At 72.2% G+C, this 20,140-nt stretch carries 21 protein-coding genes, 1 pseudogene and 1 riboswitch; of the genes and pseudogenes, 12 read left to right on the top strand and 10 right to left on the bottom strand.

From position 1 onward, the window contains the following. Positions 1-43: 43 nt before the first annotated feature. Complete coding sequence (locus HDA41_RS25095; RefSeq protein WP_358980081.1) at positions 44-1,345, top strand: D-alanyl-D-alanine carboxypeptidase family protein; 1,302 nt, start codon at positions 44-46, stop codon at positions 1,343-1,345. Here HDA41_RS25095 and HDA41_RS25090 read toward each other — a convergent pair. Genes HDA41_RS25090 through HDA41_RS25075 form a run of 4 tightly spaced genes read right to left on the bottom strand, consistent with a single transcriptional unit; the run spans position 1,293 to position 4,105 of the window. Continuing rightward, on the bottom strand, positions 1,293-2,210 hold the full coding sequence (locus tag HDA41_RS25090) for a YihY/virulence factor BrkB family protein (protein ID WP_184987381.1): 918 nt from the start codon (positions 2,208-2,210) through the stop codon (positions 1,293-1,295). The genes HDA41_RS25095 and HDA41_RS25090 overlap by 53 nt on opposite strands. Next, positions 2,198-2,650: a GtrA family protein gene (locus HDA41_RS25085; protein ID WP_184987379.1), complete on the bottom strand. Its 453-nt coding sequence runs from the start codon at positions 2,648-2,650 to the stop codon at positions 2,198-2,200. Before HDA41_RS25085 ends, HDA41_RS25090 begins: the two co-directional genes overlap by 13 nt. After that, entirely contained in the window at positions 2,647-3,591 is a 945-nt protein-coding gene (locus tag HDA41_RS25080) for a decaprenyl-phosphate phosphoribosyltransferase (RefSeq protein WP_184987377.1), read from the bottom strand. The genes HDA41_RS25085 and HDA41_RS25080 overlap by 4 nt, the downstream gene beginning before the upstream one ends. After that, positions 3,584-4,105, bottom strand: coding sequence for a phosphatase PAP2 family protein (locus HDA41_RS25075; RefSeq protein ID WP_184987375.1), 522 nt, complete (start codon positions 4,103-4,105; stop codon positions 3,584-3,586). The genes HDA41_RS25080 and HDA41_RS25075 overlap by 8 nt, the downstream gene beginning before the upstream one ends. Positions 4,106-4,238: 133 nt before the next feature. Between HDA41_RS25075 and dprE1 the strand changes: the two genes are divergently transcribed. Continuing rightward, positions 4,239-5,621 carry a decaprenylphosphoryl-beta-D-ribose oxidase gene (gene dprE1, locus HDA41_RS25070; protein ID WP_184987373.1) on the top strand — a complete coding sequence of 461 codons (1,383 nt, stop codon included), beginning with the start codon at positions 4,239-4,241 and terminating at the stop codon, positions 5,619-5,621. 46 nt (positions 5,622-5,667) lie between these two features. Further along, positions 5,668-6,423: a decaprenylphospho-beta-D-erythro-pentofuranosid-2-ulose 2-reductase gene (dprE2, locus tag HDA41_RS25065; protein WP_184987371.1), complete on the top strand. Its 756-nt coding sequence runs from the start codon at positions 5,668-5,670 to the stop codon at positions 6,421-6,423. Between the two features lie 12 nt (positions 6,424-6,435). Here dprE2 and HDA41_RS25060 read toward each other — a convergent pair whose 3' ends face one another. Continuing rightward, positions 6,436-7,014: a 2'-5' RNA ligase family protein gene (locus HDA41_RS25060; RefSeq protein ID WP_184987369.1), complete on the bottom strand. Its 579-nt coding sequence runs from the start codon at positions 7,012-7,014 to the stop codon at positions 6,436-6,438. Positions 7,015-7,156: 142 nt separating this feature from the next. Next, positions 7,157-8,170, bottom strand: a complete 1,014-nt coding sequence (trpS, locus tag HDA41_RS25055) for a tryptophan--tRNA ligase (RefSeq protein WP_184987367.1) — start codon at positions 8,168-8,170, stop codon at positions 7,157-7,159. A gap of 89 nt (positions 8,171-8,259) precedes the next feature. Here trpS and HDA41_RS25050 point away from each other — a divergent pair, with 89 nt between their 5' ends. Then, positions 8,260-8,790 carry an RNA polymerase sigma factor gene (locus HDA41_RS25050; protein ID WP_184987364.1) on the top strand — a complete coding sequence of 177 codons (531 nt, stop codon included), beginning with the start codon at positions 8,260-8,262 and terminating at the stop codon, positions 8,788-8,790. An 85-nt stretch (positions 8,791-8,875) separates the two neighbouring features. Here the strand turns inward: HDA41_RS25050 and HDA41_RS25045 are convergent, their stop codons facing one another. From HDA41_RS25045 to HDA41_RS25035, 3 genes are all read right to left on the bottom strand, one after another. Continuing rightward, entirely contained in the window at positions 8,876-10,324 is a 1,449-nt protein-coding gene (locus tag HDA41_RS25045) for a glycine hydroxymethyltransferase (protein WP_184987362.1), read from the bottom strand. Between the two features lie 33 nt (positions 10,325-10,357). Further along, positions 10,358-10,467, bottom strand: a riboswitch (ZMP/ZTP riboswitch). 148 nt (positions 10,468-10,615) lie between these two features. After that, entirely contained in the window at positions 10,616-11,791 is a 1,176-nt protein-coding gene (locus tag HDA41_RS25040) for a glutathionylspermidine synthase family protein (protein ID WP_184987360.1), read from the bottom strand. Between the two features lie 15 nt (positions 11,792-11,806). Then, a complete protein-coding gene (locus HDA41_RS25035) occupies positions 11,807-12,166 on the bottom strand; it encodes a hypothetical protein (protein WP_184987358.1) in 360 nt (119 codons plus the stop codon). Positions 12,167-12,304: 138 nt separating this feature from the next. Between HDA41_RS25035 and HDA41_RS25030 the strand changes: the two genes are divergently transcribed. The 5 genes and pseudogenes from HDA41_RS25030 to HDA41_RS41520 form a co-directional block, all read left to right on the top strand. Next, positions 12,305-13,147 (top strand): DMT family transporter, encoded by an 843-nt coding sequence (locus HDA41_RS25030; RefSeq protein WP_184993710.1) that lies wholly within the window; start codon positions 12,305-12,307, stop codon positions 13,145-13,147. A 109-nt stretch (positions 13,148-13,256) separates the two neighbouring features. Beyond that, on the top strand, positions 13,257-13,607 hold the full coding sequence (locus tag HDA41_RS25025) for a putative antibiotic biosynthesis monooxygenase (RefSeq protein ID WP_376706817.1): 351 nt from the start codon (positions 13,257-13,259) through the stop codon (positions 13,605-13,607). Then, entirely contained in the window at positions 13,604-16,303 is a 2,700-nt protein-coding gene (gene pabB / locus HDA41_RS41525; RefSeq protein ID WP_230299423.1) for an aminodeoxychorismate synthase component I, read from the top strand. The genes HDA41_RS25025 and pabB overlap by 4 nt, the downstream gene beginning before the upstream one ends. Continuing rightward, a complete protein-coding gene (locus tag HDA41_RS25010; protein WP_376706816.1) occupies positions 16,266-16,763 on the top strand; it encodes an AMP-binding protein in 498 nt (165 codons plus the stop codon). The genes pabB and HDA41_RS25010 overlap by 38 nt, the downstream gene beginning before the upstream one ends. After that, positions 16,709-17,019, top strand: a pseudogene (locus HDA41_RS41520) (AMP-binding protein); the annotation flags it as partial. The gene HDA41_RS25010 and the pseudogene HDA41_RS41520, both read left to right, overlap by 55 nt. A 3-nt stretch (positions 17,020-17,022) precedes the next feature. Here the strand turns inward: HDA41_RS41520 and pdxR are convergent. Next, on the bottom strand, positions 17,023-18,426 hold the full coding sequence (pdxR, locus tag HDA41_RS25005) for a MocR-like pyridoxine biosynthesis transcription factor PdxR (RefSeq protein ID WP_184987356.1): 1,404 nt from the start codon (positions 18,424-18,426) through the stop codon (positions 17,023-17,025). A 47-nt stretch (positions 18,427-18,473) separates the two neighbouring features. Between pdxR and HDA41_RS25000 the strand changes: the two genes are divergently transcribed. From HDA41_RS25000 to HDA41_RS24990, 3 genes are read left to right on the top strand one after another with little or no spacing between them, the layout of a single operon-like run. Next, the gene (locus tag HDA41_RS25000; protein ID WP_184987354.1) at positions 18,474-18,983 is read left to right on the top strand and encodes a carboxymuconolactone decarboxylase family protein; all 510 of its coding nucleotides are present in this window, start codon (positions 18,474-18,476) and stop codon (positions 18,981-18,983) included. After that, complete coding sequence (locus tag HDA41_RS24995; protein ID WP_184987352.1) at positions 18,980-19,426, top strand: carboxymuconolactone decarboxylase family protein; 447 nt, start codon at positions 18,980-18,982, stop codon at positions 19,424-19,426. The genes HDA41_RS25000 and HDA41_RS24995 overlap by 4 nt, the downstream gene beginning before the upstream one ends. Further along, on the top strand, positions 19,423-20,139 hold the full coding sequence (locus HDA41_RS24990) for an isocitrate lyase/PEP mutase family protein (protein WP_184987350.1): 717 nt from the start codon (positions 19,423-19,425) through the stop codon (positions 20,137-20,139). The genes HDA41_RS24995 and HDA41_RS24990 overlap by 4 nt, the downstream gene beginning before the upstream one ends. Position 20,140: the final 1 nt, after the last annotated feature.

The following is a 20,140-nucleotide window of genomic DNA, read 5'->3' as shown; positions in this document are numbered from 1 at the left end:
CACCGGCGGGACTTCCCCCCGTAGGGCATGTACGTTTCCGATCGTGCCCGCTCCGAAGAAGACCGTCAGGCGATCCCTGCTGGTCACCTCCGCCGTCCTGTCGTCCCTCGCCCTGGCCGCACCCGCGGCCGTCGCGGCTCCGAGCCCTTCGGGCAGTCCGTCGGCGAGCCCGTCGGCGACTCCCCCGGCGTCGATGTCGACCGTGGGCGGCGCCCGGCTCGGGCAGCCGGGGACGCAGGTGAACCTCGCGAGCGGCGTGCCGGTGCTGCCGAAGGACGTGACCGCCCGCTCCTGGATCGTCGCCGACGCCGAGTCCGGTGACGTGCTGGCCGCGCACAACGCGCACTGGCGGCTGGCCCCGGCGAGCACGCTGAAGATGCTGTTCGCGGACACGCTGCTGCCGAAGTTCCCGAGGACGGCCGAGCACAAGGTCACCCCCTCCGACCTGGCGGGCATAGGCTCGGGCTCCAGCATGGTCGGGATCAAGGAAGACGAGACCTACACCGTGCACGACCTGTGGCTCGGCGTCTTCCTGCGCTCCGGCAACGACGCCGTGCACGTGCTGTCCGCGATGAACAAGGGCGTCAAGAACACCGTCAGGGAGATGAACGAGCACGCCGAGGAGCTCCAGGCCCTCGACACGAACGTCGTCAGCCCGGACGGCTACGACGCCGAGGGGCAGGTCTCCTCCGCGTACGACCTGACGCTGATCGCCCGCTCGGGGCTCCAGAAGAAGGACTTCCGCGAGTACGCCTCGACGGTCAGTGCGAAGTTCCCCGGCGAGACGAAGAAGGACAAGAAGGGCAAGACGGTCCGCAAGCCCTTCGAGATCCAGAACACCAACCGGCTGCTGAGCGGCGACGCGGACCTGCCCGTCTACCAGGGCATCGCCGGCATCAAGAACGGCAACACCACCAACGCGGGCGCCACCTTCACCGGTGTCGCCGAGCGGAACGGCAAGGTGTTGCTGGTCACGGTGATGAACCCGGAGAAGGACGGGTACAACGAGGTCTACAAGGAGACCGCGCGGCTGTTCGACTGGGGTTTCAAGGCGGCCGGGAAGGTGCAGCCCGTGGGCGAGCTGGTGCCGCCCAAGAGCGCCGCCCAGGCCAGTGCCCAGCCCGGCGGGGACCCCTCCGGCGAGGCCGGTGGCTCCGGGGTCGGCGGCAGCGGCACGGCCGGGACCGGCCCGGTGGCCAGCGCCCCGGCCGCGAACGGCTCCAGCGGCATCGGGATCGCGCTCGGCATCACGGGCGGTGTGCTGGTGCTGCTCGCGGGCGGCGCGTTCCTGGTCAACCGCCGCTGGCCGCTGCCGGATCTGGTGCGCCGCCGGACTCGCCCGTGACGTCCGGCAGTTCCTCCTCCTTGCTCTGCGTCGCCGTCCAGGAGGCGCAGAACAGCACCAGCTTCGAGGTGAAGTTGATCCACAGCAGCAGGGCGACGGGCACGCCGAACGCGCCGTACATGCTCTTCGCGGCCACGCCCTGGAGATAGCCGCTGAGCAGCAGCTTCAGCAGCTCGAAGCCGACCGCGCCGGTCAACGCCGCCACGAACAGGCGGTGGCGCGTCGGCTCGACGCCGGGCAGCAGCGTCAGGACGTAGAGCAGCAGCAGGAAATCGGTGAGCACGGCGATCAGGAACGCGGCGATGTGCAGCAGGACCCCGCTCCAGCCGCCCTCGTCGATGCCCAGCTGCCGGTTGATCCAGCTGATCATCGCGGAGGCGACGGTGGAGGCGGCGATGGTGACCAGGAGCGCGCCGCCGAGGCCGATCAGGACGCCCGCGTCCTTGGCGTAGCGCAGGGCCGGGTTCTCCTCCTCGTCGGGCAGCTCCCACACCGCGCGCAGGCACTCGCGCATCGAGCCGGCCCAGTTGATGCCGGTGAACAGCAGCAGGGCGCCCGCGATGAGGCCGATCGTGCCGGCGTTCTCCACGAGGCCGGCGATGTCCAGCTGGTCGGATATGCCGGGCACCTGCTCGGCGATCTTGTCCTGGAGCTTGTCCTGCTGCGCCGTGCCGAGCGTGGCGGCCGCGATGGTGGCGGACACCGTCAGCAGCGGGAACAGCGCCACGAAACTCGTGAAGGTCATCGCGGCGGCCAGCCGCGTCCACTTCACGCGGTCCAGCCGCTCGTACGACCGCCACGCGTGGGTGATCATCAGCCGTGCCGCCCACGGCCCGATGACCGGGAGCTTTTTCAGCCAGTCCATGATCCGACTCTGCCCTCCGCCCGGAAGACCCATGTACGGGTACCCCAGAACCGCAGAATCGTTGCCAGCGCCATGCCGATGACCGCGCCGGAGACAGTGTCCGCGCGCTGGGAGGTGAGGCCGAGGCCGTAGTGGCTGACGGCGAGGCAGAGCAGTTGGACGGCGGCACCGGCGAGGTTCACCGCGACGAAGGCGGCGTACGGGCGCAGGCCCCGGGCCCGGGTGGTCCGGTAGGTGCCGAGGGCGTTGCCCGCGTAGGCGACCGAGCAGGCGGCCACGAAGGAGAGGGACTTGGCGGTGAGCGGGCCGAGTCCGGCGGGGCCGCGCAGGTACGTGAAGAGGGCCAGGTCGACGGCGTAGGCGAGGAGACCGACGGTGGCGAAGCCCAGGAGCTCCCGGCGGCAGGGGGCCGTGGGGCCCGACCACGCGCGCGTGGTCACCAATTGGCCACCGCCAGGCCGTACATCGCCACCCACACCAGGCCGATGAGGGCGAGCGCCCGGTCGCGCAGGACGACGTCCTCGGGTTCGCCGGCCGTGCCACGGTCGGCGAAGACGGCGTACCTCAGGACGGCGAGGATGAAGGCGACCATGGACAGTTGCCGCCAGGGCAGCACGCTGGTGTGCGGGACGCCGCCCTCCTCCATGGCCCACAGGCAGTAGCCGAGGACGGCGGCACCGGCGGCGAGCTGCCAGACGAAGCGGAGGTAGCCGGTGGTGTACTCGGTGAGCAACGCGCGGGTGGCGCCCGCTTTTCCGGCCATCTGCACGGCTTCGGAGTAGCGCTTGGCGGACACCATGAACAGCGCGCCGAACCCTGTCGTGATCAGGAACCAGCGCGAGAGCGGGATGCCGAGGGCGAGCCCGCCGACCATCGCCCGCATCAGGAAGCCGGTCGTGACGACGGCGAGGTCGACGACGAGGACGTGCTTGAGGCTGACGCAGTAGGCCAGTTGCATTCCGAGGTAGGCGGTCAGCAGGGCGGCGACGTCCGGGGAGCAGAGCCAGGCCGCGGCGGCGGGCGCGAGCAGGCCGAGGCAGCCGCCGACGGCGTAGGCGACGGGCACGGGGACCTGTCCGGCGGCGACCGGGCGGTGCCGCTTGGTGGGGTGGGCGCGGTCGGCTTCGGCGTCGCGGGCGTCGTTGACGAGGTAGACGGCGACGGCGCAGGCGGTGAAGAGGACGAAGACGAGGGCGAGTTGGGTCAGGGCGTACCGGGAGAAGAGCTCGCCGGCGGCCGCCGGGGCGGCGACCACGAGGACGTTCTTCACCCACTGCCTGGGCCGCGCGGTCCGGAGGAGACCGGCCAGGAGACCGCCCTCGCGGGGTGGCGCGGGCCGCTCCTGGGGGGTGCGCTGCCGCAGGATGGCCGTCTCAGTCATGGTGGGTCTCTCCCCTCATCCAGCGGGCGCCGAGCCGGGCCGTGAGCGCGCCGAGGGCCGCCCCCGCCGCGACGTCCGAGGGGTAGTGGACGCCGACCACCAGGCGCGAGACGCACACGGCGGCGGCGAGCGGCGGGATCGCGTGCGCTCCCAGGGCGCCGAAGGCGACGGCGGCGGCAGCGGCGGAGGTGGCGTGCGAGCTGGGGAAGGAGTGCCGGCCGGCGGTGCGCACCAGGGGCTCGACGTGCGCGGGGCGCGGGCGGCGCACGACCCGTTTCACCCCCATGCTGACCAGGTGCGCCCCCGCGGTGAGGGCCGTGCCGCGCAGCCAGGCGCCGCGCCGTCCGCGGTCCACGGCGGCGCCGGCGAGCCCCGCCGCCAGCCACAGCGCCGCGTGTTCCCCCGCCCAGGACAGGGCGCGCGCGGCGCCGGCCACGCGCGGGTCGGTGCCGCACGCCCTGAGCGCCGAAACGATCCGGTGGTCCATGTCGTGCAGGTCGTCGAGGTCGTCCATGTGGACTCACTGTTCACGCCCACCTGGCCCGAACTCCGGCAATATTGAGCGACATCCCATTAATCACCCGTTTCGGGGAGAGTCGCCATGTTCTCGAACTAATAGCTCACATGGGGGCGCTACGGTCACGGACATGTCTGCCGACACCGATTCCGTCCCGGACGTCACGGGCCTGGACCACACCACCGTCACCGGCTGGGGCCGCACCGCTCCCACCGCCGCCCGGCTCATCCGCCCGCGGACCTACGAGGAGGCCGCGGCGGCCGTCCGCGACTGCGGGGCGCGCGGCGGGATCCCCCGGGGCCTGGGACGGGCGTACGGGGACGCGGCGCAGAACGCGGGCGGGTCCGTGCTCGACATGACGGGCCTGGACCGCGTCCACGCGATCGACGCCGACGGCGGCACCGTACTGTGTGACGCGGGCGTCTCCCTGCACCGGCTGATGGAGGTGCTGCTGCCGCTCGGCTGGTTCGTACCGGTCACCCCCGGCACGCGCTACGTCACCGTCGGCGGGGCGATCGGCGCCGACATCCACGGCAAGAACCACCACGTCTCGGGCTCGTTCTCGCGGCACGTGCTGGCCTTCGAACTGCTCACCGCCGACGGCGAGATCCGCACGGTGATCCCCGGCACGCCCCTGTTCGACGCCACCGCGGGCGGCATGGGACTGACCGGTGTGATCCTCACCGTGACCATCCGGCTCCAGCCGGTCGAGACCTCGCTGATGTCGGTCGACACCGAACGCGCGGCGAATCTCGACGACCTGATGGCCCGGCTGGCGGCCACCGACCACCGCTACCGCTACTCGGTCGCCTGGATCGACCTGCTGGCCCGGGGCGCGTCCACCGGCCGCGCGGTCCTCACCCGAGGCGACCACGCACCCCTGGACGCACTGCCCGCCCGTATGCGCCGGGACCCGCTGTCCTTCCGCACCTCGCGCCTCCCGGCCGCCCCCTGTCTCCTCCCCGAGGGCCTGCTCACCCGCACGACCGTGGGCCTCTTCAACGAGCTCTGGTACCACAAGGCCCCCCGCGCGCGTGCCGGCCAACTCCAGCGCATCTCCGCCTTCTTCCACCCTCTGGACGGCGTCCCCCACTGGAACCGCGTCTACGGCCGGGGCGGCTTCGTGCAGTACCAGTTCGTCGTCGGCTACGGCCAGGAGGACGCCCTGCGCCGCATCGTGCGCCGGATCTCCGAACGCCGCTGCCCGTCCTTCCTGGCCGTCCTCAAGCGCTTCGGGGAATCCGACCCGGGCTGGCTGTCGTTCCCGGTGCCGGGCTGGACGCTGGCGCTGGACATCCCGGCGGGCCTGCCCGGCCTCGGCGCGTTCCTCGACGAACTCGACGAGGAGGTCGCCACCGCCGGCGGACGCGTCTACCTCGCCAAGGACGCCCGGCTGCGCCCGGAACTGCTCGCGGCGATGTACCCGCGGCTGGACGAATTCCGGGAACTGCGGGCGGAACTGGATCCGCACGGGGTCTTCACCTCCGATCTGTCCCGCCGCCTCGGCCTCTAAGCACAGACACAGGCACAGGCACACCAGGCAACCTCTAGGAGCTGTCATGAAGGACGCCTTCGGTCTCCCCCAGTCCCTGCTCGTCCTCGGCGGTACGTCGGAGATCGCGCTGGCCACCGCCCGCCGGCTGATCGCCCGCCGCACCCGCACGGTCTGGCTGGCCGGCCGCCCGTCACCCGCCCTGGAGGAGGCCGCCGGGCAGCTGCGCGGGCTCGGGGCCGACGTGCACACCGTCGCCTTCGACGCGCTCGATCCCACCTCCCACGACGCCGTGCTCGGCAAGGTCTTCGCCGAGGGCGACATCGACATGGTGCTGCTCGCCTTCGGCCTCCTCGGCGACCAGGCCCGCGACGAGCGCAATCCGGAGGCGGCGGTGCGGGTCGCGCAGACCAACTACACCGGCGCGGTCTCGGCCGGCCTGGTGTGCGCCCGCGCGCTCCAGTCCCAGGGGCATGGCTCGCTGGTCGTCATGTCCTCCGTCGCGGGCGAGCGGGCCCGCCGCGCGAACTTCATCTACGGCTCCAGCAAGGCAGGCCTCGACGCCTTCGCGCAGGGCCTGGGCGACGCGCTGCACGGCACGGGCGTGCACGTCATGGTCGTACGCCCCGGCTTCGTCCGGACGCGGATGACCGCCGACCTGCCCGAGGCACCCCTCGCGACCACGCCCGAGGCGGTGGCGACGGCCGTCGAGCTGGGGCTGCGGCGCCGCTCGGAGACGGTGTGGGTGCCGGGCGCGCTGCGCGTGGTGATGGCGGCGCTGCGGCACCTGCCGCGCGGGGTGTTCCGGCGGCTGCCGATCTGATCTACGGGCGGATCACCAGGTGGGGACCGAGCCGCGCTGCGCATGCCCGGCCTGGGGCGGGACCACCGGGCCGCCGAAGGGGAACTCGCGCAGCTTGCGCCACACCCCGTCGGCGCCCTGCTCGTAGAGGCCGAAGCCGGTGCACGGCCACTCGGCCTCGTAGTCGGCGAGTTCCTCGAAGGCGCGGTCCATCGCCGCCTCCTCGATGCCGTGCGCCACCGTGACGTGCGGGTGGTAGGGGAACTGCAGTTCGCGTGCGCACGGACCGGCGGGGTCGCGGACCTGCTCCTGGAGCCGCGTGCAGGCCCCCGCGCCGGCGACGACCCGGACGAACACCACCGGCGACAGGGGCCGGAACGTGCCGGTGCCGGACAGCCGCATCGGGAACGGCCGGCCGGACGCGGCGACCTCGCTCAGATGCGCCTCGACGGCCGGCAGGACGGACTCGTCGATCTCCGTCGGCGGCAGCAGGGTGACGTGCGTGGGGATGCCGTGAGCCGCGGCGTCGCCGAAGCCCGCGCGCAGCTGCTGAAGCCGGCTGCCGTGAGGCTCCGGGACCGCGATCGAGACACCGATCGTTACGGTCCCCACATCGTCTCCTGTCGGTTCAGTTAGCGGGCCGCTGATACGACCACCCGGTTATCGACTGTACGGCCACGACCCGGTTACAGGCAGGCGCAACCGAAGTGATGTACAGCGCTGTGCGGTGGTACGGCTGTACGCGGGAGCGGGTTCAGTGCTTGGCGGGCAGGAAGCCGACCTTGTCGTACGTCTGTGCGAGGGTCTCCGCGGCGACGGCGCGGGCCTTCTCGGCGCCCTTGGCCAGGATCGAGTCGAGCGTCTCCGGGTCGTCCAGGTACTGCTGCGTGCGCTCCCGGAACGGCGTGACGAACTCGACCACGATCTCGGCGAGGTCCGTCTTGAGCGCGCCGTACATCTTGCCGGTGTACTTCTCCTCCAGCTCGCCGATGGTCTCGCCGGTGAGGGTCGAGTAGATCGTGAGGAGGTTGCTGATGCCCGGCTTGTTCTCGGCGTCGTAGCGGATCACCGTGTCCGTGTCCGTGACGGCGCTCTTGACCTTCTTGGCGGTGGCCTTCGGCTCGTCCAGGAGATTGATGAGGCCCTTCGGCGTGGACGCCGACTTGCTCATCTTGATCGACGGGTCCTGGAGGTCGTAGATCTTCGCCGTCTCCCGGAGGATGTAGGGCTTCGGGACGGTGAAGGTCGGACCGAAGCGGCCGTTGAAGCGCTCGGCGAGGTCGCGGGTGAGCTCGACGTGCTGGCGCTGGTCCTCGCCGACCGGGACCTCATGGGCCTGGTAGAGCAGGATGTCCGCGACCTGGAGGATCGGGTACGTGAACAGGCCGACGGAGGCGCGCTCGGCGCCCTGCTTGGCGGCCTTGTCCTTGAACTGGGTCATCCGGCTCGCCTCGCCGAAGCCGGTGAGGCAGTTCATGATCCAGGCGAGCTGGGCGTGCTCGGGGACGTGGCTCTGCACGAAGAGCGTGCAGCGGTCCGGGTCCAGACCCGCGGCGAGCAGCTGCGCGGCGGCCAGGCGCGTGTTCGCCCGCAGGTCCTTCGGGTCCTGCGGGATGGTGATCGCGTGCAGGTCGACGACCATGTAGAACGCGTCGTGGGTCTCCTGCAGGGCCACCCACTGGCGGACGGCGCCGAGGTAGTTGCCGAGGTGGAACGAGCCGGCGGTGGGCTGGATTCCGGACAGCACGCGAGGTCGGTCAGAGGCCATGTTCACCATTCTCTCAGGTCCCGTGGGGCGATCCGGAACTGGTCCGAAACAGGTGGGAACCGATCCCTGTCCGGCGGTGTAACAAGAGTGTGAGAACGCGGGAGGGGGGCCGCATCGCCGATGAGACCGCGGTGATCGCACGCGTACGCGCCGGAGAGCCGGAGGCGTACGCGGGGCTGGTGCGAACGCATACGGCAATCGCGCTCAGGGCGGCCACCGCGCTCGGGGCGGGAGCGGACGCTGAGGACGTGGTGCAGCAGGCCTTCGTCAAGGCGTACTGCGCCCTGGGCAGGTTCCGGGACGGCATGGCGTTCAAGCCGTGGCTGCTGGCGGTCGTCGCCAATGAGACGAGGAACACAGTGCGGAGGGCCGCTCGCCAGCGCACGCTCGCCATCCGGGAGGCGGCGCTGGTGAAGGCCGAGCCGCTCATACCGGAGTCGGCGGACCCCGCGGTCGCGACACTGGTGGCGGAGCGCCGCGCGGCGTTACTGGCCGCCCTGGAGAAACTGAGCGAGGAGCACCGGCTGGTCGGCTGCCGGGGGCTTGCTTCTGGGGCTCGGCGGCAGACATGCGATACGCCGCGCGGCGGCCCGGCGCGAAGCCGGACCGCCGCCACGTGAGGAGCCCCTGCATGAGCTGACCGACCTGGGAGCCCTGACGCCGGTGAGCGCGTCGAGGTCTCGCCCGCGGTGAGCCCTGCGGATCTCAGCCGAGGTCGATCTCGGGGTAGAGCGGGAAGCCCGCCACCAGGTCCGTCGCCCTGTGGCTGATCTCGTCGGCGATCTTCGCGTCGAGGACGTGGGCCGCCTTGGAGGGGGCGCCCGACTTGGTCGTGCCCGGCTCCGTCGTGGTGAGGACGCGGTCGATCAGGGCCGCCACCTCGTCCATCTCCGCCGTGCCCAGGCCGCGGGTGGTGAGGGCCGGGGTGCCGATGCGGATGCCGGAGGTGTACCAGGCGCCGTTCGGGTCGGCGGGGATCGCGTTGCGGTTGGTGACGATGCCCGACTCGAGCAGGGCGGCCTCGGCCTGGCGGCCGGTGAGGCCGTAGGAGGAGGCGACGTCGATCAGGTTGAGGTGGTTGTCCGTGCCGCCGGTCACGAGGGTGGCGCCGCGGCGCATCATGCCTTCGGCAAGGGCGCGGGAGTTGTCGACGATGCGCTGGGCGTAGTCGCGGAAGGACTCCTGGCGGGCCTCCGCGAGGGCGACGGCCTTGGCGGCCATGACGTGCGGGAGCGGGCCGCCGAGGACCATCGGGCAGCCGCGGTCGACCTGGTCCTTCAGAGAGTCGTCGCACAGGACCATGCCGCCGCGCGGGCCGCGCAGCGACTTGTGGGTGGTCGTCGTCACGATCTGGGCGTGCGGGACCGGGTCGAAGTCGCCGGTCAGGACCTTGCCCGCGACCAGGCCGGCGAAGTGCGCCATGTCGACCATGAGCGTCGCGCCGACCTCGTCGGCGATCTCGCGCATGATCCGGAAGTTCACGAGGCGCGGGTACGCCGAGTAACCCGCCACGATGATCAGCGGCTTGAACTCACGGGCGCTCGCGCGCAGGGCCTCGTAGTCGATCAGGCCGGTGGCCGGGTCGGTGCCGTAGGAGCGCTGGTCGAACATCTTGCCGGAGATGTTCGGGCGGAAGCCGTGGGTGAGGTGGCCGCCGGCGTCCAGGGACATGCCGAGCATGCGCTGGTTGCCGAAGGCGCGGCGCAGCTCCGCCCAGTCTGCCTCGGAGAGGTCGTTGACCTGGCGGGCGCCGGCCTTCTCCAGGGCCGGGACCTCGACGCGCTGGGCGAGGACCGACCAGAAGGCGACGAGGTTGGCGTCGATGCCGGAGTGCGGCTGGACGTAGGCGTGGCGGGCGCCGAAGAGTTCCTTGGCGTGCTCGGCGGCGAGGGACTCGACGGTGTCGACGTTGCGGCAGCCGGCGTAGAAGCGGCGGCCGATGGTGCCCTCGGCGTACTTGTCGCTGAACCAGTTGCCCATCGCCAGCAGCGTGGCCGGGGAGGCGTAGTTCTCCGAGGCGATCAGCTTGAGCATCTCGCGCTGGTCGGCGACCTCCTGGCCGATGGCGTCGGCTACGCGCGGCTCCACGGCGCGGATGACGTCGAGGGCGGCGCGGAAGGCGGTGGAAGCGGTGGAGAGTGGCTCGGCTGGCATGAATGGACCTCCGGACGTTGCGTTCAGCGTTCACGGTACGGCCCAGGCGCACGGCACGGTTCCGGTCCCCGGGGTTCAACCGGGTCCAGGGGCCGCTTCCCGATGGTCGGTCCCATCCCAGCACGCCAGTCACGGCCCGGTGATCAGCCTACCGGGTGGGGCAGGGGAGCGTCTGCCGGGTTGCTCTTCGTTGCCGGGTGCGGGTGCCGTTGTGGCTGGTCGCGCCCACGTGGCGGAGCCGCATAGGCCACAGCCCCGCGCCCCTTGGGGACGTTCCCCCCTCAGCCCCGTTCAAAGAATCACGTGGGGCAGGAAGCGCGCGTACTCGTCTGTGATCAAGCCCGATGATTCGCGGATGCCGAGGCCCGCCGACTCGTTTTCCACCACCCACGCGCCCAGGACGACGCGGTTGCCGTCGAAGTCGGGCAGGGGGGCCAGTTGCTGGTAGCAGCACGGTTCGTCGCGGAGGGTGCGGGTGGATCCGGGCTCGTGGATCGTGACGCCTGCGCCCTCTCGGCCGAGGAGGGGCTTGGCGACCCAGCCCGGGAGGTCCCGGGGGCCGTCCAGGTAGGCCGGGAGGAGGTTGGGGTGGTCGGGGTACAGCTCCCAGAGGATGGCGAGCAGGGCCTTGTTGCTGAGGAGCATTTTCCAGGCCGGCTCGATCCAGAGGGTGGAGCCGGTGCCGCCGCCGTTGTCGAGGGTGTCCAGGACGTGGTCGGCGAAGCGGTCGGTGGTGAGCCACTCCCAGGGGTAGAGCTTGAAGATGCTGCGGATGAAGCGGAGGCGGTTGTCGACGAAGCGGCCGGAGAGGCGGTCCCAGCCGATCTCCTCCATGGAGATCCAGTCGGTGGCCAGGCCCGCTTGCTCGGCTGTCTCCTTGAGGTAGGCGACCGTCATCAGGTCCTCGCCGAGTTCGTCGGCGGAGGAGTACGCGAAGTACAGGGGGCTGCCCGGCGGGAGGAGGGCGGCCTGTTTCGTCCAGGCGTCGATCAGGCGTTCGTGGAGGGAGTTCCACTGGTCGGCGCCGGGGAAGCGGTCCTCCATCCAGAACCACTGGGGGGACGCGGCCTCCACCAGTGAGGTGGGGGTGTCGGCGTTGTACTCCAGGAGTGTGGCCGGGCCGGTGCCGTCGTAGCGAAGGTCGAAACGGCCGTAGAGGGAGGGGAGTTCGGCACGGCGGTGCCAGGACTCGGCGACCGCCTGGGCCACGCGGGGGTCGGTGATGCCCAGGTCCGCGAAACGGTCCTCGGTGACGATGTGGTCGGCCGCCGCGAGGCACATGCGGTGGAGTTCCTCGACGACCTCTTCCAGGGCCTCGACCTCCGGAAGGGTGAAGACGTAGTAGGCGCTTTCGTCCCAGTAGGGGCGCAGGGAGTCGTCGGGGTAGCGGGTCAGGGGGTAGATGAGGCCCTGTTCCTCGACGGTCTGCTGCCAGCCGGGGCGGGGGGTGAGGGTGCGGCGTTCCATGTGCGTACGGCCCGGTCAGCCGCCGCCGCTGCCGGAGCCCGAGCAGCCGAAGCCGCCTCGGTCGACGGCCTCGCTGCGGCTGAAGGTGCCGTGGTCGGCGTAGCGGCCGCTGACGTCGGCGTCGTAGTACCAGTCGGCGTTCGTGCTCTTGGTCGTGCCGGTCGTCTTGCGGCCCTTGCCGTAGGAGGAGGACGAGGAGCCGGACTTGCAGTTCTTGTCGGCGACGATCTTGTAGCCGTTGATGTAGTCGTAGCTGTCCCGGTCCACGCAGCGGCGGTCCGGGTCGGAGCCGCACGCGGACAGGGCCGCCGCGAGAACGCCCATGCCGCCCAGCACCACCGTGCTCGAACGCAGTCGTCGCCGTGTTTCAGCCATGTGCGTGTCTCCCCGTGTCCCCGTCGTGTACTGCGTGTCCCTGTACTGCCGAGCGGTCAGCCTAGAGACCGGTGAGAGCGGGCGCGCATGGCCCCCCGGCTCACGCCTCCCCCCTACTGTCTTTTTGTGATTTTTGGAATGGTGTGCGCCCTTGGTGCGGCGGCCTGCTTCGGTACGGCGACGGTGTTGCAGGCGATGGCCGCGCGGGCGGTGGCGACCGGCCCGGGCGGGGACGTGGCGCTGTTGTGGCGGGCGCTGCGGCAGTGGCGGTACCTGGTCGGGCTCGGGGTGGACGGGCTCGGATTCGTGCTCCAGATCGTCGCGCTGCGGTCGGTGCCGATCTACGCGGTGGGGGCGGCGCTGGCCGCGAGCCTCGCGGTGACGGCCGTGGTCGCGGCGCGGCTGCTCAAGGTGCGGCTGAGCCGCATGGAGTGGGCGGCGGTGGGGGTGGTGTGCGCCGGGCTCGCGTTGCTGGGGCTGGCGTCCGGGGCCGAGGGTGACGAGGCCGGGCCGGTCCGGCTGAAGTGGGCGATGCTCGCCGCGGCGGGCGGGGTGCTGCTGCTCGGCGCGGCGGGCCGGCGGCTGCCGGAGCGGGGGCGGGCCCTCGCGCTCGGGCTGGGTGCCGGGCTCGGGTTCGGGGTGGTCGAGGTGGCGGTGCGGCTCATCGACGGTCTGACGCCCGGTGCGCTCTTCACGAACCCGGCGGCGTACGCGCTGCTGCTCGGCGGCGGGGCCGCGTTCCTGTTGCTGACGTCCGCCCTCCAGCGCGGGTCCGTGACCACGGCGACCGCAGGACTGGTGCTCGGGGAGACCGTCGCGCCCGCGCTGATCGGCGTGGTGTGGCTCGGGGACCGTACGCGCCCGGGGCTGGGGTGGCTCGCGGTGCTCGGGTTCGCGGTGGCGGTGGCCGGGGCGCTGGCGTTGTCGCGGTTCGGGGAGGCGCCGGTCGAGCGGGCGGAGGGCGCGTTCACGTCCAGGTGATCGGGGCTCGCACCCAGGTGTTCGAGGCTCACGCCCAGGTGATCGGGAGTGTTTCCCGTCCGCCGGAAAGCTTCACGTTCCGGACGATCGGAAAATTGCTTGTTGAATCTTGAACGCGCGTGAACAGCTTTCCGTATGGGACGGCGTGACCAGTAATCCCGTCAGGTTTCTGGGGGGTGGGGTTCTTGTCGACGGAGGGGCGGAGTGGCATGTCGTCTATCGCTTCACCAGCGAGGGTGCGGCCCAATGGAAAATGTGGTTCGTGAATATGAGGGCGGTTTTTCCGCCGGTGCTCCTGTTCAATCTGACGGTGCTTCCCCATCTCGGTGACCTCAATGCACTGATCCGCACGCTGTTGTTGTGTCTGTGTGTAACCGCCCTTGTCACCTGGATTCCCATGTCGCGGCTCCAGCGTTTCTTCAGGAGGCCCGCGAACGAACAGAGGGAGGTGGGCGGGTGAAGACCCTGCTCATCGACAATGACGACTCGTACACGTACAACCTCTTCCAGCTGATCGCCGAGGTCAACGGCGAGGAGCCGGTGGTCGTCCGCGACGACGCCGCCGTCGAGGGGGTTCCGGATCTCCGGGAGTTCGACAATCTGGTGGTGTCCCCGGGCCCCGGGCACCCGGCGGACGCGCGTGACTTCGGCATCGCGGCCAGGCTGGTCGCGACCTCCCCGGTCCCGGTGCTCGGCGTGTGTCTCGGTCATCAGGGCATCGCGCTCGGGGAGCGCGGGGTGGTGGGGCCCGCCCCGGAGCCGCGGCACGGGCACCTCTCCACGATCCGGCATGACGAACGCGACCTGTTCCAGGGCCTGCCGCAGAACTTCACCGCCGTCCGCTACCACTCGCTGTCCGTGCGCGAGCCGTTGCCGGAGATGCTGGAGGCCACGGCCTGGGCGGAGGACGGCGTCCTGATGGGCCTGCGGCACCGCGCCCGGCCGCTGTGGGGTGTGCAGTTCCACCCCGAGTCCGCCCTCACGGAGTTCGGCCATCGCATGCTCGTGAACTTCCGCAACATGACCGCGACGCGGGCCGGCAAGCTACGGACGAAGAACACGGCGGTGCCGTCGCACGAGGCATCGGCCCGGCGCCGCGTGGTGGTCCCGGAGTGCGAGGCGGGAGTCTCTCGGTCATCGACGGCGGGTCGTCCGCCCGCGGGCGGGGCCCGGGCAGCGGTGATCCCGTCGGACCGGGCCGGCTGGTTCGGCGGGGCCTTGTCGTCGGGCGGGGTTGTGCCGTCCGGCGGGGTGGTCGTGTCCGGCGGGGCCGGTCCATCTGCCGAGGTCGGTCCCTCCGGCGCGGCCGACCCGTCCACCGACGCCGATCCATCCACTGGGACTGTGCCCTCCAGCGGAACCGTCTCTGCCTCCGGTGCTGGTCCATCCGCCGAGGCCGGCTCCTCCGCAGGGTCTCGTTCATCCGGCCGGGCAGGCCCGTCCGCCGGCGCCGACGTGTCCGGCGGGGTGACGTCGGCCGACGGGACCACGCCCCCTTCCGGGCCTGATCTCTCCGCCGACGCCGATCCATCCACGGACGCCGGTATGTCCACCGGAGCCGCCCCGTCCGCCGGGCACAAGCCGCGCACCGACTCCGACCCGTTCGACGCGGTCGCCCCGACCACCGCGACCATCCCCCGCCCCCGTCGCCCCGAGCGCGTCGGGTACCGGCTGCACTGTCGGCGGATCGCCGGGGCGGTGGATGCCGAGGCGGCGTTCGCGCGGATGTGTGCGGGGGCCTCGCGGGCGTTCTGGCTGGACAGTTCGCTCGTGGAGGCGGGGCGGTCGCGGTTTTCGTTCTTCGGGGACGACAGGGGGCCGCTCGCCGAGTTCGTGCGGTACGACGTCGGCAGCGGGCGCTGTGAGATCGAGCGGGCTGGGCGGCCGGTGCGGAAGGTCGCGGCCAGTGTCTTCGACTACCTCAAGCGGCAGTTGACCAGCCGCCGGGTGGACGCGACCGGGCTGCCGTTCGACTTCACCGGAGGGTACGTCGGCTACTTCGGCTATGAGGTGAAGGCGGACTGCGGGTCGCCCAACCGGCACCGCTCCCCGGTCCCGGACGCCGCCTGGCTGTTCGCCGACCGGGTGATCGCCGTGGACCACCAGGAGGGGTTCACGTACGCCGTCTGCCTGGCGGAGAACACCCCGCAGGCCGCGCGGGAGGCCGCCGACTGGCTGGAGGGCGCGCTGGCCGGCCTCAGCTGCGTGGCGACGGAGCGGCCGCCCCTGCCCGTGCCGCCCCCCGTGGCGGACCCCGGCGCCGCCGAGCCGTGGCTGGTGCGCGACCGGGAGACGTATCTCGCGGACATCGAGGCGTGCCGGCGGGAGTTGCGGGCGGGCACCAGTTACGAGGTCTGCCTGACCAACGCCGCCCGGCTCCCCGCCCCGCCCGACGCGTTCGGGTACTACCGGACGCTGCGCCGCGACAACCCGGCCCCGTACGCGGCGTTCCTGAGGTTCGGGGAGCTGGAGGTGGCCGGGTCCTCGCCCGAGCGGTTCCTGCGGATCGGGCGGGACGGCATCGCCGAGGCCCGGCCCGTCAAGGGGACCGCGCCCAGGGGTGACGGGCCGGAGGAGGACGCCCGGCTGCGGGACGCGTTGGCGTCGGACGCCAAGACGCGGGCCGAGAACCTGATGATCGTCGATCTGCTCCGCAACGACCTGGGCCAGGTGTGCCGGACGGGGTCGGTGCGGGTCTCCAAGCTCATGGCGACCGAGACGTACGCCACCGTGCACCAGCTGGTGTCCACCGTGGAGGGCAGGCTGCGGGCGGACACGGACGCGGTGGACTGTGTCCGGGCCTGTTTTCCCGGCGGCTCGATGACGGGCGCGCCGAAGCTGCGCTCGCTGGAGATCATCGACTCGCTGGAGTCCGAGGCCCGGGGCGTGTATTCCGGCGCCCTCGGTTACTTCGGGTGCGGCGGCGGCGCGGATCTCAGCATCGTCATCCGTACCGCCGTGTTCTCCGACGGTCAGATGCATCTGGGTGCCGGCGGAGCGATCGTCCTCGACTCCGATCCGGACGCCGAGTACGAGGAGATGCTGCTCAAGACGGCGGCCCCGATGCGGGCCCTGCACCAGCACACGGCCGGCCGGATCCGGCAGCAGGCCCCGCCGGGTGACAGAGCCAGGACGGCCGAGGGGGCCGGGCGGTGACCAGTCCGCAGGCCGTACAGCACCCGGCCGGGACCGAGGCCCCCGGGAAGCGCGCGGCGCGGCTCGCCGAGCTCGCCGAGCGGCGTGGGTGGGGCGAGCGGACCGCCTTCCACCAGGGGCACGGGCCTGGACCCACGGCGAGGTGCACGACCTCGCGGCCCGCGCCGCCACCGTGCTCGCCGGGCACGGAGTGCGCCCCGGGGACCGTGTGCTGCTGGCGCTGCCCGACTCCCTCGCCTGGGTGACGGCCTTCCTCGCCACCGCCCGTCTCGGCGCCGTCGCGGTCCTGGTCGACCCCGAACTCCCCGCGACCGACCACGCGTTCCTGGCCGAGGACACCGGGGCCGCGCTCCGCGTGTCGGGGCCGGGCCTGGAGGAACGGTTCACCGGACGGGACCGCCTGGGCGCCGACACCATCTGCTCGGCGTCCTGCCGCACTTCGGCAGCCCGCTCGTGCTGATCCCCGACCCCGGAACCGGCGGCGGTGGGCCCGCTGCTGGTCCGGCACCGGCCCGGCAGTGTGGAGACGCACCCCAACACGTTCGTGCCGCGGGAGGAGCCGGCCGACGCGCCCGGTGACCCCCTGTCCCGGGTCCGGGCGTACGGCCCCGGGTTCGACGCGATCCATCCGCGCACCGTGCGGCGGCTGCGGGGCGCCTCGCCGTACGCCCTGGCTGGTCCAGCTGTACGGGCAGGGCGAGACGGGCCCTGTGGCGCGGTTATCCGGGGAGTACCGCGCACAGCGCGTCCAGTGCCCCGGACCACGCGTGGTCCGGCGGTGTCCCGTAGCCGACGACCAGGGCGTCGACGGGCTCGGCGGACGCGGCGGACGCGGCGGCGTGCCGGTAGCGGGTGAGTCCGTGGACCGCCAGGCCCTGCCAGTGGGCCGCCTGCACCACCGACTGCTCGGTGCCGGGCGGCAGCCGCAGCAGGACGTGCAGCCCGGCCGCGATGCCGGTGACCCGGGCCTCGGGGGCCCGGGCCGCGACGGCGGCGACCAGGGTGTCCCGGCGGCGCCGGTAGCGCGGGCGGGTGGCGCGGACATGGCGGTCGTAGGCCCCGGACGTGAGGAATTCGGCCAGGGTCAGCTGGTCCAGCACCCCGCAGGTGTCGACCCCGCCCTTGGCCGCCGCGGTCTCCTCCGCGAGGTCCGGCGGCAGCACCATCCAGGCCAGCCGCAGCCCGGGGGCCAGGGACTTGCTCGCGGTGCCCAGATAGACCACCCGGTCCGGGTCCAGGCCCTGGAGCGCGCCCACGGGCTGACGGTCGTAGCGGAACTCGCCGTCGTAGTCGTCCTCCAGCACCAGCCCGCCGGTGCGGCGCGCCCAGTCCACGACGGCCGCGCGGCGGTCGCGGTGCAGCGGGACGCCCATGGGGAACTGGTGGGCGGGCGTGAGGAGGACCGCGTCGGCGGCGGACAACACGCCGGGGTCGGTGCCCAGCCGGTCGAAGGGCAGCGGGACCGTGTGCAGCCCGGACGCGGCCAGGAGTCTCCAGTGCACATCGAGCCCGTACGACTCGACGGCGACCGTCCGTGCCCCGCGCGCCCGCAGGGCCGTGCCGAGCAGCTTCAGGCCGTGCGCGAAGCCGCCGCACACCACGATCCGTTCTGCGTCGGCGCGTACGCCCCGGGCCCGGGAGAGGTAGCCGGCGAGCGCGGCGCGCAGCTCCGGGCGGCCGCGGGGGTCGCCGTAGTCGAGGGCGTGGTGGGGGGCGTCGGTCAGGGCACGACGGGCGGCCTTGAGCCACTCCGCGCGGGGAAAGGCGGCGAGGTCGGGGCTGCCGGGGCGCAGGTCGTAGGCGGGGCGGATGCGTTCGCGAGGGTGGGGGTGAGGTGGCGTGCCGGCCGGCGGGACGACCCTCCGGTCGGCGACCCGGGTCCCCGAGCCCTGCCGGGCGGTGAGCCAGCCCTCGGCGACCAGGTCGGCGTAGGCGTCGGCGACCGTGTTGCGGGCGATGCCCAGGTCGGCGGCGAGCGCGCGGGAGGAGGGCAGCCGGGTGCCGGGGGCCAGCCGGCCGGAGCGCACCGCCTCGCGCAGGGCGTCGGTCAGCCCCCGGCGCAGGCCCGGGCCGGTCGGCTCCAGATGCAGGTCGATGCCGAAAGTGGCCCACTGTTCCGCCATGGAAATGGACCATACCCCTGGGCTGCTTCCCTCCTAGGGTCGAGGGCATGACGACGCACACCGATGGCACGACGACCGCGGAGTACGCAGCTGAGCAGCCCGCCCGCCTGGACTGGGCCAAGCACGCGCCCGAGGTCTACAAGGCGATGGTCCGGCTGGAGATCGCCGCCCGGCAGGGCCTGGACCACAAGCTGTACGAGCTGGTGAAGATCCGCGCCTCCCAGATCAACCACTGCGCGTTCTGCATCGACATGCACTCCAAGGACGCCCTCGCGGCGGGTGAGAGCGTCGAGCGCATCCTGCAGCTCAGCGCCTGGGACGAGTCGCGGCACTTCTACACCGAGAAGGAGCTCGCGGCGCTGGAGCTGACGGAGGCCGTGACGGTCCTGACGGACGGTTTCGTGCCGGACGAGGTGTACGAGAACGCCGCCCGGCACTTCGAGGAGGCCGAGCTGGCCCAGCTGATCGCCGCGATCACGGCGATCAACGCCTGGAACCGGTTCGGGGTGACCTGCCGCATGGCGCCGGGGCACTACCAGCCGGGCCAGTACAAGTGACGCCCCGGACCCGGCTGCTGGACCCGGCGGTCGGCCGGGCCATGTCCGCGCTCAGCGCCACGGCGAAGAAGGGCCTCGGTGACCCGGCCCTGGCCGAACTCGTGGTGATCCGCGCCTCGCAGCTCAACCACTGCGCGTTCTGCCTCGACATGCACCTCGCGATCGCCCGCGAGTACGGGGTGAGCGAGAAGCAGCTCGATCTGCTGGCCGCCTGGGAGGAGGCCGGGGACGTCTTCGACGAGCGGGAGCGGGCCGCGCTGGCGCTGACGGAGGCGGTGACCGTGCTGACGGACGGTTTTGTGCCGGACGAGGTGTACGAGCGAGCCGCGAAGCACTTCGACGCGGCGGAGTTGGCCCATCTGACCGGCCTGGTCGTCGCCATCAACAACTGGAACCGGGTGATGGTCGTCCGCCGGATTCCGCCAGGAGGTTACACGCCATGAGCAAGGCCGAGATGTTCCGCGCCCTGCACCACAACCGGGCGCCCGGTGATCCCCTGGTCCTGCCCGGGCCCTGGGACGCGGCCAGCGCCCGGGTGTTCGCCGAGGCCGGGTTCCCGGCGCTCGCCACGCCCAGTGCCGGGGTCGCCGCCTCCCTCGGCTACGAGGACGGGCAGGTCCCGGCCGACGAGATGTTCGCGGCGGTCGCCCGGATCGTCCGGGCCGTCGACGTGCCGGTGTCGGCGGATGTCGAGGGCGGGTACGGGCTCGCGCCGAAGGAGCTGGTGGAGCGGCTGCTGGAGACGGGAGCGGTGGGCTGCAACCTGGAGGACTCCGCCGACGGCGTCCTCAAAGACCCGCGCGAGCATGCCGACTGGCTGGCAGAGGTGCGGTCGGAGGCCGCCGGCCGGCTCTTCGTCAACGCGCGCGTGGACACCTTCGTCCGCGGAGTCGCCGACCCGGAGCGGGCCATCGAGCGGGCCGCGATGTACGTCGCCGCGGGCGCCGACTGCGTGTACCCGATCGGTGCCCCGCCGGACGTTCTGCCGCTGCTGCGGGCCGGAATCCAGGGGCCGATCAACGTGGGTGCCCCGACCGAGGGTGGCCCCACGCCCGCCGAACTCGGCGCGCGAGGGGCCACCCGGATCACCTTCGGGCCGGGACTCCAGCGGCGGGCCGCCCGGGCCCTGCGGGAGATCGCGGCTCAGTTGACGTAGG

It is taken from the genome of Streptomyces caelestis, from assembly GCF_014205255.1.
Classification (GTDB): domain Bacteria; phylum Actinomycetota; class Actinomycetes; order Streptomycetales; family Streptomycetaceae; genus Streptomyces; species Streptomyces caelestis.
This window is presented reverse-complemented; position numbering and strand designations above follow the sequence as displayed.